This window comes from uncultured Pseudophaeobacter sp. (assembly GCA_905479575.1).
GTDB lineage: Bacteria > Pseudomonadota > Alphaproteobacteria > Rhodobacterales > Rhodobacteraceae > Pseudophaeobacter.
In genome coordinates, this window is sequence record CAJQNB010000076.1 from 1 (window position 1) to 18,402 (window position 18,402).

9 protein-coding genes are annotated in these 18,402 nt (G+C 61.2%); 4 read left to right on the forward strand and 5 right to left on the reverse strand.

Annotated features, from left to right (window positions below; genetic code table 11):
* The first annotated feature begins 583 nt into the window (after nt 1-583).
* Nucleotides 584-3,289, forward strand: a complete 2,706-nt coding sequence (locus QZ268_RS17865; RefSeq protein ID WP_295455233.1) for a HAMP domain-containing methyl-accepting chemotaxis protein — start codon at nt 584-586, stop codon at nt 3,287-3,289.
* 73 nt (nt 3,290-3,362) lie between these two features.
* Here the strand turns inward: QZ268_RS17865 and QZ268_RS17870 are convergent, their stop codons facing one another.
* Together QZ268_RS17870 and QZ268_RS17875 are read right to left on the reverse strand one after the other, a co-directional pair.
* Nucleotides 3,363-3,941, reverse strand: a complete 579-nt coding sequence (locus tag QZ268_RS17870) for a hypothetical protein (RefSeq protein WP_295455235.1) — start codon at nt 3,939-3,941, stop codon at nt 3,363-3,365.
* A gap of 28 nt (nt 3,942-3,969) precedes the next feature.
* On the reverse strand, nt 3,970-4,263 hold the full coding sequence (locus tag QZ268_RS17875; protein WP_295455237.1) for a hypothetical protein: 294 nt from the start codon (nt 4,261-4,263) through the stop codon (nt 3,970-3,972).
* Between the two features lie 527 nt (nt 4,264-4,790).
* Here QZ268_RS17875 and QZ268_RS17880 point away from each other — a divergent pair.
* Together QZ268_RS17880 and QZ268_RS17885 are read left to right on the forward strand one after the other, a co-directional pair.
* A complete protein-coding gene (locus QZ268_RS17880; RefSeq protein ID WP_295455239.1) occupies nt 4,791-10,475 on the forward strand; it encodes a hypothetical protein in 5,685 nt (1,894 codons plus the stop codon).
* Between the two features lie 13 nt (nt 10,476-10,488).
* The gene (locus QZ268_RS17885; protein WP_295455241.1) at nt 10,489-11,187 is read left to right on the forward strand and encodes a CpXC domain-containing protein; all 699 of its coding nucleotides are present in this window, start codon (nt 10,489-10,491) and stop codon (nt 11,185-11,187) included.
* A gap of 73 nt (nt 11,188-11,260) precedes the next feature.
* On the opposite strand, the gene QZ268_RS17890 is transcribed toward QZ268_RS17885, so the two are convergent.
* Complete coding sequence (locus tag QZ268_RS17890; protein WP_295455243.1) at nt 11,261-13,507, reverse strand: EAL domain-containing protein; 2,247 nt, start codon at nt 13,505-13,507, stop codon at nt 11,261-11,263.
* 659 nt (nt 13,508-14,166) lie between these two features.
* Here QZ268_RS17890 and QZ268_RS17895 point away from each other — a divergent pair.
* Nucleotides 14,167-16,296 (forward strand): DEAD/DEAH box helicase, encoded by a 2,130-nt coding sequence (locus QZ268_RS17895; protein ID WP_295455245.1) that lies wholly within the window; start codon nt 14,167-14,169, stop codon nt 16,294-16,296.
* 175 nt (nt 16,297-16,471) lie between these two features.
* Here the strand turns inward: QZ268_RS17895 and glmM are convergent, their stop codons facing one another.
* Entirely contained in the window at nt 16,472-17,815 is a 1,344-nt protein-coding gene (gene glmM / locus QZ268_RS17900) for a phosphoglucosamine mutase (RefSeq protein WP_295455246.1), read from the reverse strand.
* A gap of 299 nt (nt 17,816-18,114) precedes the next feature.
* Nucleotides 18,115-18,360: a hypothetical protein gene (locus QZ268_RS17905; RefSeq protein ID WP_295455249.1), complete on the reverse strand. Its 246-nt coding sequence runs from the start codon at nt 18,358-18,360 to the stop codon at nt 18,115-18,117.
* Between the last annotated feature and the right edge of the window lie 42 nt (nt 18,361-18,402).

Consider the following 18,402-nt stretch of genomic DNA (forward strand, 5'->3'; position numbering starts at 1 on the left):
CCACCGCCTCAACGAAACGCCGCGCAAGTGCCTTGGCTACCGGACGCCCGCTGAGGTCTTTGAAAGCAACCTGATGGAAATTCAGAACCGGTTGGAGTAAAACGAGATATCAAGAACTGCACTTCACCGTGAGTTCACACAGGGCACATTCTAAACTGGGTTGCGAAATTCCCCCTATCTTGCTGGACCTGACGCGTCGGCAGATTTTCAGGCTTTTGAAGCGCTCCCAAACCGAAGGCGCATCGGCGATCCGACATCAATCCGCAAGGCTTATCAACCCTGCGACATTTGAGGTCTCCGGGTCGCTAAGCCTTGCCACTGGCGCGCCCGCAGTGACATTTCTGAAGGGCGTTTACAATCGCTGAAGGCGCGCGCCGCAAGTCCGCTAAAGTTTTCTGCGTTATTTCTATCTGCTGCTCATGCTTCTTTTACCCTCTTGTGACCTCTTTTGGGAACCGATCAGGTTTTTCAGGCGCGCCGTGTCCACAGATGCTGGATCCGGCCTCTATGATGTTTGATCGGGATGTATCGGCTCCACTGAGCTTTGGGGCTGCTGAAAATTAGGTGAAGGCGCGGGTACAGCATGACAGTCACAGGTGCGGAAAAGAAACCAGCGACAACCAAACGCAGAAGACTGCCCTTCTCCAGTATTGGTGCCAAAATCACCCTGATCCTGCTGGCGCTGGGGGCGGCTACGGCGGTTGGAGGCGTTCTGGTCTCTATGGTTTTTGGCGAGGTTGGCAGCCAGATGCAGCAGCTGTCGGGGGACAAGCTGCCGCATCTTGAGATGAGCCGGAAGCTGGGCGAATCCGCCAGCAAAAGCAAAAATGCCATGACCCGGGTCTTGCTGTCGACAAATGAGGCTGAGCTGGCGGTTGCCGAACAGGCGGTGCTGCAGGCGGCGGAAGCGCTGAGCGCCAGCATTGCGGCCCTGCCGGGGGATGAACAGGAAGGCTTCAAGGTTGAGGCAGCGGAGGCGGCTGAAACTCTAAAAAGCCTGGTGGGCGCCCGTCGAAGCGCCTTTCAAAATCAGGAGCGGATTGAAACCCAGACCGCTGAATTGCAGGGCTATAGCGAGGCGCTGCAAAGTGAACTTCTGGTGGTGGCCGACGCGGCCTATCAAAATCTGATGGCGGGGGGCAACGCAACCATCACCCAGGTGGATGGGGTGCTGAGCGATCTGGTGGAGAAACAGTTTGGCGGCTTGCAGACCCTGCTGGAGGCGCGCGGCGACATCAACCTGTTGTCAGGGGCGGCGCTGGCTCTGGGCCATGTGCGCGATGTCAAAACCCGCAAAACCCTGGAGGCCATGGCCACCGAGGCGCTTACCCATCTGGAGCCGGTTCTGGATCGGCTGGAAGAGATTGGTCTGGATGCCTTTGGCGCCAAACGGGTGCGCGAAGGGGTTGAGGTCTTCAGGACCACCCTGAATGCCAGCCGCAAGGAACAGAAAGAAAGCCGCAAAATTGTGATGAAGGCGCGCCAGAGCAGCTCGGCGCCGTTGTCGCGGGCGCTGGATAAGATGGTCTTTACCCTGTCGATTGCGGCCACCCAGGCCAGCGATAACAACAAGCAGGCGATCCAGGACCTATTGGACAATCAGGTGGGGGTTTTGCAGGAACTCTTGCGGGTAACCGGCGCGATCAGCAGCTTCCAGCTGGCGGCTCTGGACGTTGTTGCCGCCTCTGATATTGCCACTGCAGAAGCCACGATTGCGCCGATACAACAGGCTTCTGAGGTGCTGAACACGTTTATGGACTTCAACGATGGCAGTCTTGCCGCCGAGCTGGAGGGGATGATTGCCCTGGCCGACCCCACCCAGGGGCTGGCCGCCTTTAAGGTGGGCTCGCTCAAAGCCAATGAAGCCGCGGCTGCGGCTTCGGATCACACCGCCGAAGTGGTGTTGAGCATCGCCAATCATGCGGCCGAGCTGGGCGCTGTTAGCCAGGTTGAGATTGCCGAGATGGCCAGTGGCATCACCACCCGCATGGGGCGGGCGCAACAGCGCATGCAGATGTTGATGCTGGGATTTGCCGGGGTGCTGGTGCTGGCGCTGGTGCTGACCCGGGTGTTGATCACCCGGCCGCTGGCCAGGATCAGCAAGACCACCGAACAACTGGCCGAGGGCGATCTGAGCCCGGTGCGCGGGTTTGAGCGCGCCAGTGCCGAAATCTACCAGATTGCCTGCGCCCTGTCGGTGTTCCGGGACGGGCTGGTGGAAAAGGCCGAGAACGAAAAGTCCGCAAAGGCAGAGCGTGACAAGCGCCGCGCCGATCAGACCGCAGCGGTGACCGCCATTGGCGAAGGCCTGGCGCAGCTGTCGCGAGGCGATCTGACCATTCGCATCCATGATGACATGAGCCCCGGCTACGCCAAGCTGCGCGATGATTTCAACGCCGCCCTCGAAGGTCTGGAAGTCTCTGTCAGCAGTCTCAGCAGGAGCGGCAAATCCATTGCCGGGGGCACCTCGGAAATCTCCGCCGCCTCGCGCGATCTGTCGGAGCGATCGGAACGCACTGCGCAGACGCTGGCCAGCACGGCGGCGGCAGTGAACCAGCTTTCGGTCTCAATCTCCCAGACGGCAACCGCATCCGGAGAGGCCTCGGCCTCGGTGGAGGTGGCGCGGCAGAATGCAGATGAAAGCCTGGATGTGGTGCAACAGACCGTTGCCGCCATGGACAATATCAAAACCAGCTCGGACAAGATTGCCAAGATCATTGGGATGATTGAAAACATTGCCAAACAGACCAATCTTCTGGCGCTGAATGCGGGGGTCGAGGCAGCGCGGGCCGGGGAGGTTGGCAAGGGGTTTGCGGTGGTGGCCTCGGAGGTGCGCACCCTGGCGCATCGCTCCAAGGAAGCGGCCACAGAAATTTCCATCCTGGTGGCTGAAAGCGGCGAAAACGTCGAGCTGGGCGCCGATCTGGTGACGCGCACCGGCGAGGTGATCGGGGAGATTTCCACCTCTGTGACCAGTGCAGCGACCTTGATGCAGGATATTTCCCGGGCCTCATCGGAACAGTCCGGCAATCTGAAAGAGATCAATGCCTCGATGGGCAATCTGGACGATGCCACTGCCAAAAACGCTGCCCTGTTCGAGGAGGTGACTTCCTCCAGCGTTGGCCTGTCGCAGGAGGCGCAGGCGATGGATTCTGCGCTTGGCGGTTTTCGCACCGGCGGCGGCGCGGCACCGCAGGAGCTAGGCCAGACGTCAGGCCAGATATCGGGCCAAACGTCGGGCCAGGACAGCTGGGATCTCAGCGCAGAAGATCAGCGCCAGGCCAGCTGATGGGACCTGTTGATGGGTCTGTTGAGCAGGCCCGTTGATTGGATGACTTGAGTCGGTCCTCGGCTGGAGGGTGTCAGTTGCCGGAGGCGCTGGAGTGGCGCAGGCCACGAAAGATCAACATCAGTATCAGCATCAGGAAGAACAGGCCCAACATATCGCCGATCAGATAGGCAATGTAATCCCGTGGGGCGCTGCCAAAGGCGTAGTTGGTCAACACCGAGCTGATCATGGAAATCACCAGCCCAATCCCCATGATACAGGGCCAGCAGGGCCTGCGGTCCGGCGCCGGTCTGAGATCCTGCCCCAGCAGGCGCAGCAGAAAGAAACAGGTGGCAGGCACGGTGACGGCAACAGCCATGGCGCTCAGGCGGCTGGGCTCAAAGGCCCCCCAGCCGGCTGCATAGACAAAGCCCAAGACGACTCCGGGCAGCAATGCCACCACAGAGCGCGGCCCCAGCAGCCAGGCGGCCAGCACCCGCACCCCATGGGGGAGGAACAACAGGCTGGCAGGATTGTCAAAAGCGGGAACCAGGATGTTTTGCAGCGGCATCAGCACCTCAAAGGTGGCAAAAAAGGCGCCGATATAGGCCAAAGACACAATGGCGGTCTCTTTCCCCAGGTTGAGACCTGCCACTGTTCTTGCTGGTGTCACTGCTGCCCTCGTGTATTGCTACCTTGGGTTATCTTGCTGGGACCTTAACAATATAATAACCACGAACAGAGTTTTTGCACTGTTCCAGGTACCCTTTGCCCTGCAGGGATTTCAGTGCCCGAAAAAAGGTCGGCCGTGAGACATTTTCAAGCAGAGCGTGTTCTTGCAACAGGGTGGTCTTGACGGCCCCGGCACTGGTGGTGTGATCGCTGGCCGCATAGTAGATATCGCGCTCAACAGTAGAAAGATCCTGCAGCCCCATGGAACGCTCCATGTCCAAAAGGAGTTTTCTCAATTCTGTCAGTTTGGAAATTTCGGACATATGGTCTCTGAATAATAAGATCTCTGAAGGGCTGTGCCCATGGGGGTAATGCTGCCCATTTTGTGCCGAGTGTCGCACAAAAGTAAACAAATTCCTGACGGGCCGTATCATATTGACACTTGAATGTGTTCGCTTAAACTTACCCACAGTCCGACAGCTGTGAATAACCGTGAGTGGTGGCGAGTCGAAAAGCTCTTTTTAGCACCTAAAATTTTGGTGGCGCGGGGCCTTTGGGCCCCGCGTCTGCATCTCCTCTGCCCCACCTTCGCAGTGCGCCACAGTCGGCCCCGGTTTGGGGCCGGGTTTGGAGCCTGGGCCAGCCGTCGTCCTGCGCGCGGTGCAGGACAGGCCAGCTGGCAGCACAGCTTGGCGTGGGGGGGTAAAAACAGACCTGGCGGGTAAAAAACTGGACCACATTGCCATCTGGGTGCATCCTGACCGGGGAGACAGCTGCCGCGGTGGCTTGGAATGGTCTCTGGGTCCTCGGTTTAAGTATTATTATCAGTTAATTAGTTGGGGGAATGGCCGTGCCGCTAGATGTGGAAACCGTAAAAGAGCTGAAGCAGAAGATTAAACTGGCCCGCAACAAGGAGCTGAGTTTTGCACTGGCTCTGGGTAAAAAGCCGGAAGACTGCGCCTTGATTATGCACAAGGAGCGGGGCGGTGATAAGCTGTTGTTGCAGGTCAAGAAAATCGACGGCGTGCAGCCGCAGAAATCCTGTTTTGGCACCCTGACGGTGGATGGCCAGCTGGTGAAACTGGCCTGCCGCAGTGACCCGCCGGCCGGCTTGGTGAAAAACTTCCGAATCTTCTTTCGCAGCAATGGCATTCAGATGAAGCTGGCGGTTATGGCGCCGGGTGACACCGAGTTCCAGCAGGAGCCCGAGGAGACCGAAGCTGTACCACAGAGCCAGGCCCAGGCTGAACCTCAGGCTGAAGCTCTGGCTGAACCGGCCCCCGCTGTGCCGGCAGAGCCGGGCGGCACAGGGCAGGCAGAAGCGGCCGCAACACAGGAACTGGCGGCGCTCAAGGCACGACTGGCCCGTTGTCGCGATGCAATTGCGCCTCTATCAGGACCGGTCCAGGCCAAGCTGGTCGAGGGGTTGAAACGGGCGGTGGGGCTCTTGTCGAAGGGGGAGAGCTCCAAGGTCGCGGCCTTGCTGACGCAGTTGGAAAAGGCCCTGGAGCAAGTGGCAAAAGCCCAGGCCGCCAAAGAGGAAGCAGCCAAAGATGAGACCGGACCTCAGGATCTCGGTGCTGAGGAGCATAGCGCCCCCGGAGAGACAGAGGCTGCGGAGCCAGAGACAGCCACAGAGGATCCCGCTGCCGGGCGCTGGCAACAGGCTTTTTCCAAGTTAGAGCCGCATGTGACGCGGGTTTTGGCCGAGACACATGGGGAGATCGCCAAGATCCAGGCGCTCTGGGACTATGGTAAGGGTAAGGCTGCGACAGGTGATTTTACCGCTGCGCTGAAATCGGTGGGCCCATTGTCAACGCTATTGGCTCAGGCGGCGGAGGCCGCAAAAGCGGCGCGCGCAGCTGACCTGCCCCCCCCTGATGAGGCCGCAACCGAGACGGCACCCACCGAGGTGCAGCCCCTTGCGCAGTCAGGCCCTAAGCCACCGGAACAGGCCGAGCAAAGGGCAAGCGGCCCTAAGAAAGAAAGTGAGACCCCCGACAAGCCGGATGTCGAAGACCCGGCCAAGAAACAGGCCCTGGCCAAAATTGAAACCGCGCGCGGCGAGATGACTCGGGTTCAGGGGCTGATTGCCTCATTCGGCGCCCCTGCCCCCGGCCCCTGGGCCACGGCGATGCAGCGCGCCGCCGCACTTTTGGGGATCGCGCCGGAGAAGAAGGTTGCAGAGCTGGAACAGGCCGCCGCTGATGCCACCAGGCTGATGGTGGCGCTGGAGCCGCAGGTGAAAGAACTTAGCGAGGACAAAAAGACCTGGGCGCAGACCTATCCGCTCTTTACCGCGCGGCTGGTGCCAATCAAGGCCCATGCGATGAAGAGCATCGATCCGGTCAAGACCAAGCTGGAGGCGATGGAGGCGGAGATCACTGCGGCACAGGCCGAGGCTGCCAAGTTCGACTTCAAGAAGGCTTCGGGCGGTATTGTCTCTTTTCTCAGCCGGGGCGATGCGCTGGAGGCCCAGGCCGATGATCTGGCCCATTATCGTCAAATCCAGGCTGATCGGCTGAGCCTGGTCACCCCGCGTCGCACCAAGGCTTCGACCCGGGCACCGATCCAGGCCAGTATCGACGAGCTGGGCGATACCTATGATGAGGGCGTTACCAAGGCTGGGGCCGAGGATTATGAGGCCGCGGTCCGGCTGATGAACAAGATCCCGGCCCTGGCCGATCAGGTGGATCTTTTGCTCAAGCGTGAGCGCAGCACAACCTGGCTGCTGGGCAAGGTGAACACTGCCCTGACCACGCTCAACGCCCTGCCCGCCAATGTAAAAGCGGTGCTGCAGGCAGGGATCGACCGCTGTCAGGCCGCCTATGACGCCTGTCAGCCGGGGGTGGAGCCGGATGTCATCAAGGCCGCCGAAAAACTGACTCTGGCGCGGCGCGAATGTAATGACCTGGAGGCGCGCGGCAAAAAGGCCAAGGGCTATGTTGATCAGCGCGCGGTCTTTGATGCCCGGCTGAATGATTTCAAGGCCCATGCCGGCAAGGCGGGCATTGACGATGTGATCGCCGGGATGGAGGCTGCCTCTGCCAGTGCCGCCTCGGATGCAATCCTGCGCAAATTCGACAGCGCCACCCGCATTCTGGCGGCAGATCAGGGCAATTGGCCCGCCTATAAGACCCGCGCGGATGACTATCTGGCCTATAAGACCAAACGCGACGCGCTAGAGGCACGTCTGGCTGCCCTGCGTAAACTGCCCGAGGCGGCAGCCGCCACGGCTGAGCTGGCGATCTGTGATGGCCATCTGCGTGCAGCGGGCACCCATGGGGCGACGCGCGATTACAAAAGCGCGCTGGACAGCGTCATCGTCGGCGATGCGGCGGCAGATGTGGCCAAAAACCTGATCGAGATGCGGGCTGAGCTGGCCAAATTGAAAAAGGATGATGTGCTGGCGGCAGTGGACAAGGATGTGGTGGCTGCCTTCAAGACTTATGGTGATCTGGAAAAATATGTCGAAGGCAAGGACGGTGGCACATTTGCCAGTCTGCGCGCCGCCGCCGCCGCCGAGGCGCAAAAGGGACGCGACGCCTCCATGGGTGCTAGCCCGGACCTGGGCAAGGTGCGCGACCATCTGGCCGCCGCAATCAAGGCGCTGGAGAATGTGCTTAATCAGGTGGCTTGCAAAGGCAGCTTCACCAGTCTGAGAACCACGGTTGCCCCTATAGTAGAGACTGAATTACCCACAGCAAACACCGCCAATGACACTTGTCTGGCCACGGAGGTTCACGCCTTGACCCAGCTTTTGACAGCGGCGGATGATGCGGTCAAAGCGCCTGGGCTTGATTTCTCCACTGGCCTGGCAAAACTCAATGAAGCGCAACAGGCGGTGCCCGGTGCCCGCCAAAAACTGGCGCTCTATATCGAGTCCAAACCGCTCAAGATCCAGCTGGCGGATGCGGAACGCCGTCTGATCCGCAGTCGCGACAAATCGCTGACCTATACCAATCCGATTGCGGCCAAACAGAGCCTGCAGCTCGAACTGGACCGGATCACCGGTTATGGCACCAGCTTTGATACGGATTGGGCGGCGGGCAAATATCGCGCCAGCGTTGCCAAGCTGAAGGCGGATGTCAAACGGGCCAAGGCCTATGAGGCCACCCGCGCCGATCATGTGGAAACCATTCGCCGACGGCAGAAGTGGATTCTGGATCGCGAGGCGTTGATTGCGGGAGATCCGTTGCTGGCGGCTGAGCGCAAACAGGTGGATGAGGCCAAGGTGGCGATTGCCGGATTGTTGGAGCAGCGCGCCCATGCCCCGGCGCATAAGATTTCCGCCAGCACCTATCATGTCATCAAACGGGGGCAGGAGATGCTCACGGCCCGCACCGCCTATGAGCTCAAACGCGTCGCGGCTGAGGCCAAGGTGCAAGAGGCCGAAGCCGAACTCGCCAAGGTCACGGCCAAGGGAGAGCTTGCAGCTCAGGTGGCGGCCCTCCGCAGCCGCTATGCGGCCGGACATGCTGAAACAGCGGTGGACAAGCGCCGCTTTGACTTTGCCGAGGCCGAGATGGATGCGCTGGCCACCACCGCGTGCCAGCCGGTGATTGATGCGGCCAAGGCGATGCAGCTGTTTGAAGACAGCTGCAAGGCGGTGGCCGTCAAAGTGCAGGAGGTCAAGGACCATACCCAGGCCAAATACATCGCGCCGCTGATTGCCCGGCTGGAAGGGAAATATGCCAATATGATGGAGCTGGCGGCTGCCGGTCATCTCAGCCAGGCCAAGGCGCTGCTGGCGGCGCTGCCGCAGGATTGTGCTGATGCGCTGGTGGCGGCACAGAACAACGCCGCCCTGGCCGGGATTGGCGATGATCTTGCAAGCATAGGCGACGATGACACCGCCGCCATCACCGCCGCGATCGAGAAGCTGCGCGCGGTCTTTGATGCGCTGAAATGGGAAAGCGAGGCAGAATATGCCAAGACCCTTGAGACCGCAGAGCGTCAGGTCGACGCCATCGAAGAACAGCTGAAAATAGAGCCTAAAGCAGCAAAAGCAGCCCTGCCGGAGGCACTCAAGGCCTGTGAGGCCTTGCAGGAGGAAATCAGCCATCACAAGCAGTTGGACGCGCTGGCGACGCGGGTCCTTTCCCGCATCACCGACAAGACGGCGCCCTTTGTCAAATATAGCATCATCCAAGAGGACGTGGATGGGCTCAAGGCCGAGGTCACCGCTGCTCTGAAGGGGGCGCAGGCAGGCGGCGATTTGACCACGGCGAGCGCCGCCATCGAGGCGGTGATGGACAAGCACCATGCTTTGATGCGCCTGGCAGCACGCCATGATCAGCTGATTAAGGATTGCGACGGGTTGGAAACCCAGCACCAGGCCTTGATGGGCAGTGAGTATCGCTATGCCATTCGCGAAGATCTGGAACAGCTCGACGGGGGGATTTCCCAGGCGCGCGAGGCGGCGGCCAAACGCGACCATGACGCAGCCGAGGCGCATCTGAAAACTGCGCAGGCCCGGGCGGTGGATGCCACGGCCAAGGACAAGATGGCGGGCAATGAGGCGCCGGAGCCTGAGAATATCAAAGCAATCCTGGAGCGCTCTGGTGGCGACAAACAGCTTGATGAGATGATTAAGGGGCTGGATGCCTCAGTTCAGCGCAAAGTCCTGCGGGTGGCTTTTGAGGCGAAATATGGCTGCAAGCTCAATATCTACACCGATGCCAGCGGCAAGCCCTCCGACCGCCATGCGGCGGGCAATATCCAGGCGGATGGAGCCAAGAAGGGGCCCAATATTCGCCGCCTATACGAGGTGATGTCCGTGCTGCCAGCCAAGGACACCCGCGACAATGACTCGATGAAAATCTTTGGCTACGAAGATGTAAAAACGCAGGAGGGGTCGGTTTATTCTGGGGGCGTCAAAGAGGTGGTGATGCGCGAGGGCAATGCCAATCTCAGCTCTGTCTATGGTTTTGGCCGCCCGCATGAGGTGGGTGAAGTGGATGACAATTGCAAACCGGCGGATCAGGAGCAGGTGGATTTCTTCTCCTGGAACACCCTGCACGAGGCGGGCCATGCGGTGGATGATCAGCGCAGCTTTATGACCGGGGTGGCAGGCAACGCTGCCTATGGCGGTTGGCAGGAGCACGGCAAGAATATCAAACCCGTGGCCGATGCCATTGCGGATCACTATGATTATGACACCAACTATGTGGCGCAATATATCAGCGGTATTGCTGATCCAGCCGAACCGGAATGCCCGGCGGATGTGGATCCGGAAACCTGGGCGCGGCGGCGCAGCAAATGCCGGGCGTATGTGGATATGGCGCGGGCGGGCAATGATCCCTGGCAAAGCGCCGCCATCGCCGCCAAGCTCAATATCGCCGGCCGGGTCTATCACGAGAGCTACAAGAGCGGCACCTGGAATAGCTATGCCTTTGCCGCCCGCAAACAGGCCATTACCGGCTATCAGTTCCGCGCGCCGGGGGAGTGGTTCTCGGAGCTCTATGCCGCCTATCACAGCAAGAAATTGAAAGATCAGCACCCGGCCGTCGATTGGCTGAAGAAGCTGGTATAAGGGGGACTAACCGATGTCACTATTTGTTCAGATGAATCTGACCTGTCCTGAATGCGCAGAGGTTTTTACCTATGAGGCGGTGGGCAGCGTCAATGCTGACCGCCGCTCTGATCTGCGCGATGAGATCCTCGAGGGCAGCTTTCAGACCGTAAGCTGTAGCGCCTGCGCCCATGAATTCCGCCTGGAGCCGGATTTCAACTATCTTGATGTGGGGCGGGGTCAGTGGATCGCCGCCCTGCCCGCCCGGAATTTGCGCGACCATCTGGAGATCGCAGCGGACAAACAGGCGGTGTTTGACCTGAGCTATGGGTCCCAGGCGCCGGCGGCGGCGCAAAGCGTTGGCCAGGGGCTGCAGCAGCGGCTGGTCTTTGGCTGGCCTGCCCTGCGTGAAAAACTGGTGCTGCAGGAGATTGGCTTTGATGATGTGCTCTGGGAGGTGGCGAAGCTGGATCTGCTGCGCAGCCTGCCGGAGGCGCCGCTGGCCGAGGGGGTGGACCTGCGTCTGCTGGGGCTGCAGCAGGATATGCTGGATCTGGCCTGGATCCGCGCGGACAGCGAGGAACATCTGAATGGCTTTCAGGTCTCGCGCGCGCTTTATGATGACATTGTCGCCGCGCCGGCCCCCTGGGCTGCGGTGCAGGCCTTGTTGGGGGCCAGCATGTTTGTCGACATCCAGAAGCTGTTTATGGGAGAAGGCGAGGACGCCGCCTGACAGGCCAGCGAACAGGTCACCTGACAGGCCACCGAACAGTCCGCCGGAGGCTGCGGCTACTCATCCTGGGGCATTAGCCCTGGATCGTCATATGCAGCCCCTGGCCCGGGAACAGCCGTTGGGTGGCGGCGCGCTCGGCCAGAGGCGGGCCGTCAAAATAACCCTGCAGATAGTCGACGCCGCAGGCCTTCAGCAGCTGACGGTGTTCGTCGGTTTCGGCGCCCTCGCCGGTGACCCGCATGCCCAGGGCATGGCCCAATTCGGCAATGGCACCAACAATGGCGCGGGTTTCCTCGGATTCCGGCAGTTTAGAGACAAAAGCCGCATCCACCTTGATCTTGTCGACCGGGAATTTCTGCAGATAGCTGAGCGAGGAATAGCCCATGCCAAAATCATCCAGCGCCACGGTGATGCCCAGCTCTTGCAGCGCCTGGATCTCGCGCAGGGCGGATTGGCCGCTGGCCAGCACCACGGTTTCGGTGATCTCGGCCTCGATCGCCTCGGCAGGGCAGTTGGTCTCAAACAGGCAGTCATTGACAAATTCATCCACCTGGGCGCCGAACAATTTTGGCGACAGGTTGACCGCAACCCGCCCCTGAAAGCCGGCATCATGCCAGCGTGCGGCGGCCAGAAAGGCCTGGGTCATCATCTGATAGGTGAGCTCGCGGATCAGCCCGCAGTCTTCGGCGATGGGAATGAATTCGGCCGGGGAAATTGTGCCCAGCTGGCGGTGATGCCAGCGCGCCAGGGTTTCAAAGCCGATGACCTCGCCGGTCTGCAGATCGGTCTGGACCTGAAACACCGGTCGCAGATCCCCCTGGACCAGGGCCTGGCGCAGCTCGCTTTCCAGCAGGCTTTTGCGTTTGATTTCGGTTTCCAGATCCTCGTGGAACACCTCGACCATGCCGCGGCCACCCCGCTTGGCCTCATAGAGCGCCAGATCCGCCCGGCGGATGCCTTCCGAGGGCTCGGACAGCGGCCCCGACAGGGTGGCGATGCCCGCAGACATGCCGGTATGCAGCACCTGGCCGCTGACCTCCTGGGGCTGGGCCATCTCTGCCACCAGGCGGTTGGCGATATTGGTCATCCGGGTCAGGCTGTCGGCGCCCTTGACCAGAATGGAAAATTCGTCGCCCCCCAGCCGGGACGCCATCACATAGGTATTGGCGCAGGATTCAAACCGATGCGCCACCACCCGCAACAGCGCATCCCCGGCCGGATGGCCAAGGGTGTCGTTGATCTGTTTGAAATGATCGAGATCCGCCAGCAGGATCGAGACCTCCTCGCCCTGCTGCAGCCAGGTTGCCAGGGTCTGCTCCATCAACCGCCGATTGGGCAGCCCGGTGAGACTGTCATGTTCTGCCAGGAACCGGACGCGCTCGGCCTGGCGGGCCTGATCCGAATGATCCGAGGCCAGCAGCATCGCGCCCAGATACAGCCCGTGCTCGTCGCGGATGGGGCCGCCGCGCACCAAAAGATTGAGCACATGCCCCGACAGGTTATGGGTGGTGGTGGCCTCAAAGGCAAAGCTCTCGTTGTTTTTGATATGGGTGGTGGCCTGCTCGGCCAGCTCTGGCGGCAACCAGGATTTCAGATTCAGCTGCCGTCCCACCTGGGCATCGCCAAAGAACAGCTCGCCATTGGGGTTACACAGCACCACCTCGCCGGTTTCATCGGCCAGAAGCACCCCGTCACGGGTGGATTGCAGCGCCCGGCGAATGCGTTTGTGCTCGCGGCGCACGCTTTCGTCATCCTGGGCGCGCAGCTCGGCGATCTCATGTGTTTTTTCGTGCAGCTGGTGCAGCGCCTGGGCCATCAGGCCGATTTCATCGCGGCGCTCCAGTCCGGGGACGGTGCCATCAAAAGTATCATTGCGCATGGCTGACAGCGTCTTGATGATCGCCGCCACCGGCCGCGACAGGCGCGACAGGGCCAGGAAGATGACAATGGTAATGATCACCAGAACGAAGCTGGAAAGCGCCAGGTGGCTGAGAATGGCGTTGCGCAGGGGCTCGGCGATGACCGAGGTGGGGAGGATGATTTCCAGATGTCCCAGATCCCGCGGCTGACCGGAACCGGTATAGACAATCTTCTGACTGGCGCGCAGGTCATCGGCTGCGGGACTATAGGCCGGGTTTGTCTGGGCAAAAATCTGGGTGCCGCTGGTGTCAAAAATCTGCATCTGCGCCACCCGATCTTCGCGCAGGATAATCTCGACCAGATTTTGGATCTGGGCCGGATCCTCATACTGCATTGGCTGTGCCAGGGCCGCAGCGGCAAACCGCAGCACCAGATCGCGCTCTTTCTCCAGGGCACTCATAAAGACGTCCCTGTGATCCAGAATCTCATGGGCAATGCTGAAACATTGAATCAGGAAAACCGGGACCAGCATGCTGAGCAACAGGCGGGTGCGGAAAGATGTATTGGCAAAAAAATTCATTTCTTTGCGGAGCCCTGTCCCTGGTTTGACCTGGTCCCTGTGGGTGGCCTGGCCTTTGTGCGTGGCACTACTTCCCCCCGTCGGCGAACCAGTGAGGGCAGCAGTCAGAAAGCGAATACCCCACATGGAAGGGGGCTTTGGTGTGATAATCTGCAGGCGGAGTGTGACAACAGATCGTTAAATGAGCGTATGGAAGGGGGGAGAAACGCGCCTCTTGGGGGGCTGGTTTAGCGTTTGAAAATGTAAAAATTGACATAAAGGATCAGGCATAAACCCCTGCTCTGGGCTCTACCGTGCCGCCCCGGAGCTGGCAGCGGCGCCCCAGTCTGTGCGCCAGTTTACGGCCCAGTCTGCAGCCCAGTCTGCGGCCTCTGCCGGGGAAAGCTGGGCCTGGGTCATTGGCTGCAGCCAGAGATCCCCAGAGATGACTATACATGGGCGCATGAATGGCCTATACGCGGCCAATTGCTGCCGGGGCCCTGGCCTTTCGAGCGGCAGACCTGGTTTGGCCTCCCGCCCCAATAGAAAAGCAGATCATCTTGAAACAGACATTAGCTCTGGCGCTTGAGCGCCGTGGATATTCCTCTTTGACCCCTGTACAGGAGGCGGTCTCTGATCCTGCCCTTGCCGGGGTCGACCTTCTGGTTTCGGCGCAGACCGGGTCGGGTAAGACCGTCGGGTTTGGCCTGGCCATTGCCGATACAATTCTGGGCGCAGAGGATAAATTTGCTCCCGCCGCGACGCCACTGGCGCTGGTGATTGCCCCAACCCGCGAGCTGGCGATGCAGGTCAAGCGGGAACTGGCCTGGCTGTATGGTGAGGCAGGCGCGGTGATGGCCTCCTGTGTGGGCGGCATGGATATGCGCGATGAGCGTCGTGCGCTGGACCGCGGTGCCCATATCGTGGTGGCGACGCCCGGGCGTCTGCGCGACCATATCATGCGCGGCTCCATTGACCTGTCTGATCTGCGCGCCGTGGTGCTGGACGAAGCCGATGAGATGCTGGATCTGGGCTTTCGCGAAGATCTGGAATTCATTCTGGGCGAAAGCCCCGATGAGCGTCAGACATTGCTGTTCTCGGCCACCGTGCCGCCGGCCATTGCAGGCCTGGCCAAAAGCTATCAGCGCGATGCCCAGCGGATCTCGACCGTGGCGGAAAAAAGCCAGCACAGCGATATCGAATATCAGGCGATGTCTGTCGCTGCGCGCGATGATGAAAACGCCATTATCAATGTGTTGCGCTATTTTGAATCGCCCAATGCCATTGTGTTCTGCAACACCCGCGCCATGGTCAACCGGCTGCTGAGCCGGCTGTCCAACCGTGGCTTTTCGGTGGTGGCCCTGTCCGGTGAGCTGTCCCAGGCCGAGCGGAGCCATGCGCTGCAGGCGATGCGCGATGGCCGTGCCCGGGTCTGCGTGGCGACGGATGTGGCGGCGCGCGGTATTGACCTGCCGAACCTGGATCTGGTGGTACACGCCGAGCTGCCCAACAGCCACGAAACCCTGTTGCACCGTTCGGGCCGGACCGGCCGGGCGGGACGCAAGGGCGTCAGCGCCCTGGTGGTGCCACCCAAATCCACCCGCAAGGCCGAGCGCCTGCTGAAGATGGCCAAGCTCACCGCCACCTGGGACACTGCGCCCTCGGCGGAGATGATCAAGGAACGGGACGGCGAGCGCATGCTGGCAGATCCCGCCTGGAGCGAGGCACCGGCGGCGAGTGAAGAGCCCATGGTGGCCAAGCTGGCCGAAGAGTTTTCACCGCAGCAGTTGGCCGCGGCCTATCTGCGGCTGTGGAATGCCGGTCGCTCGGCACCAGAAGAGCTGTCGGCGGCCAATGCCAAGCCCGAACCGCGGGCGCCCTTTGGCCCCAGTACCTGGTTCTCGCTGGACACCGGCCGCGACAAGGGCGCCGATCCGCGCCGCCTGCTGCCAATGCTGTGCCGCGCTGGGGACATCACCAAAAGCGATATCGGTGCGATTCGGATCCAGCAAGACGAAAGCTTTGCCGAGATCCGTGAGGCCCAGGTCGCGGGCTTTCTGAAATCCATGGGGTCCGAGATGGTGCTGGATGACGGCACCAAGGTGACCCAGCTGGCCAGTCCGCCCAATCTGCCTGCCGGCCGTCCTGGGGGGCGTCCCTCTGGCCCCGGTAAATCTGGCCCTGGTAAATCTGGTCCCGGTAAATCCGGTGGCTACCAAGGCAAGCGCGAGGGCGGCCCCCGCGAGGGTGGCTACAAGGACAAGAAACCCTATGGCGGTGACAAGGGCGGCGACAAGCCGCGCGGTGAGCGTTCTGGGGGCGATCGGTTTGAGCGTCCCGAACGTAAAGAACGGTCGGAACGGCCGCGGCACAAGGCGGCAGCCCCGCGTGAACCCAATGCGGTGGTGAGCGAAGTCAGCCCGCGCAGCAAGCCCGCTGCAAAACCGGCGACCAAACAGGCAGCCACACCGGCGGCAAAGGCAGAGAGCAAGCCGAGCTATCGCGCGGGCGCGGGCGATCCCGGCAAGAGCTGGCGCAAAGAGGGTGGCAAACCCGGCGCAAAACGCAGCGGCCCCAAAGGCCCACCGCCGCCCAAAGGCAAGGCCAGCAGCAAAAAGAACCGCGCCCGCACGGCAGAAGCCAAAGCCGCCAAGGGCGGCGGCGCCAAACCCCGGCGCCCCAAAGCGTAAGGGCAATGGTCTGTTTATAAATAAAAAAACGCCGCTGAGGAGCTCTCCTTACCGGCGTTTTTCCGTTTGGGATCTTCGTAAAAATGGGGCGCTGCCCCCGGCCCTTTTGGGCCTCCCCCGAGGTATTTTGGGTAAGATGAAATCTGGCAGCTGCGGCCCTGATGCCGTCCTGGGGTCAGCTGGTTGCGGCCTCAACGGCGGCGGCCACCTCGGTTACGGTGGCGTTGAGGAGGGGCTCGTTTTCGCATTCGGCCATTACCCTGATCAGTGGCTCGGTGCCGGATTTGCGGATCAACAGGCGGCCCTTGCCCTCGAGTGCGGCTTCGGCGTCGCGGATTGCGGCCTGCACTGGTGGGCTGTCCAGCGGGGTCTGGCCGGCCGCAAAGCGCACGTTTTGCAGCAGCTGTGGCACCGGGGTGAACTGGGTGAGCAGATCTGAGGCGGGTTTGCCGGTTTCGACCATGGCGGCGAGCATATGCAGCCCGGCCATCAACCCGTCGCCGGTGGTGGCGTGATCGCTCATCACGATATGGCCGGACTGTTCACCGCCCAGGTTGAAACCGCCGGCCCGCATCCGTTCCACCACGTAGCGGTCGCCCACAGCGGTGCGTTCCAGCCGCAGCCCCTGGTCTGCAAGGTGACGTTCGAGACCGAGGTTGGACATCACCGTGGCAACCAGGGCATTGCCCGTCAGGGTTCCGGCCTTGGCCCAGCGGCCAGCCAGCAGGGCCATCAGCTGATCCCCATCGGCGACGCTGCCGGTCTCGTCGATCATGATCACCCGGTCGGCGTCGCCATCCAGACAGATACCCACATCGGCGCCATGGGCCACCACCGCTTCGGCGGCGGTTTGTGGCTGGGTCGAGCCGCAGCCGAGATTGATATTTCGTCCATTGGGGGAGACGCCCAGAGGCACCACCTCGGCGCCCAGCTCCCAGAGTACCTCGGGCGCGGTGCGGTGGGCGGCGCCGTTGGCACAGTCCAGCACCACCTTGAGCCCGTCGAGACGAATGTCCCGCGGCAGCGAGGATTTCACCCGCTCGCCATAGCGGAACCGGGCATCATCGATGCGTTTGGCATGGCCGATGTGCTGCGCCTGTGCAGGCTCCACACCGGCCGCGAGCAGGGCTTCGATTTCCATCTCCGCCTGATCCGACAGCTTGAAGCCGTCAGGGCCGAAGAACTTGATGCCATTGTCTTCGGCCGGGTTGTGGCTGGCAGAGATCATCACGCCCAGGTCGGCGCGCATGGAGCGGGTCATCAGACCCACGGCGGGGGTTGGCACCGGTCCCAGCAAAAGCACGTTCATCCCTGTTGAGGTCAGCCCGGCTGTCAGCGCGTTTTCAAACATATAGCCTGACAGGCGGGTATCCTTGCCGATCACCACCCGGTGGACGCCCCCCGCCTCGCGGCGAAAATACCGCCCCACGGCGGCACCGATGCGCAGCGCCATATCGGCGGTCATTGGATGGATGTTGGCGGTGCCCCGGACTCCGTCCGTGCCAAATAATTTGCGCATTTTGCATCCTATGAAATCATCGTGTTTGCCCGGCTGTAGCCAGGGGCACTAAGACAAAGCGATAGAAGGAAACCCAGAAGTCTGGCCTGTTTCCAGCATAAAGCCGAGCCTGTGTCGGACCACAAGAGCGGTCTCTTGTTGCCGCGAGATTGGCAGGGCTTTGGGCGGATTCTTGCAAACCAGCCAAGGGCAGCCGGCAATCTGAGCCAAAAGAAAACGGGCCCAAAGGGACCCGTTTCCTGAAGTCTTCAACACATGATAGCAGGCCAAGCCTGACCGGGCCCCAGGGCCCAAGAGGCTTAGTTGCTGCCTGTTGCTGTTGTTGTGGTTGTGGTGCTGGTGGTGCCGTCTTCGTTGGTGACCACGACTGTCACGATCGCAACACCCAGAGCAGCTGCACCCACAGTTGCTGCGGTGATGCCGGTGCCAAATGCGCCGCCGCCAGCGCCAGCGCCGCCGGCACCTGCGCCAGGAGCAGTGGCTTGAGCCGCAGCAGTTGTTACGGTCGCTGCGGTGAGCAGCAGGGCAGCAAAGGTATTTTTCATAATCCAAATCTCCTTTGGAATGTCATTTGGTACAACTCTATG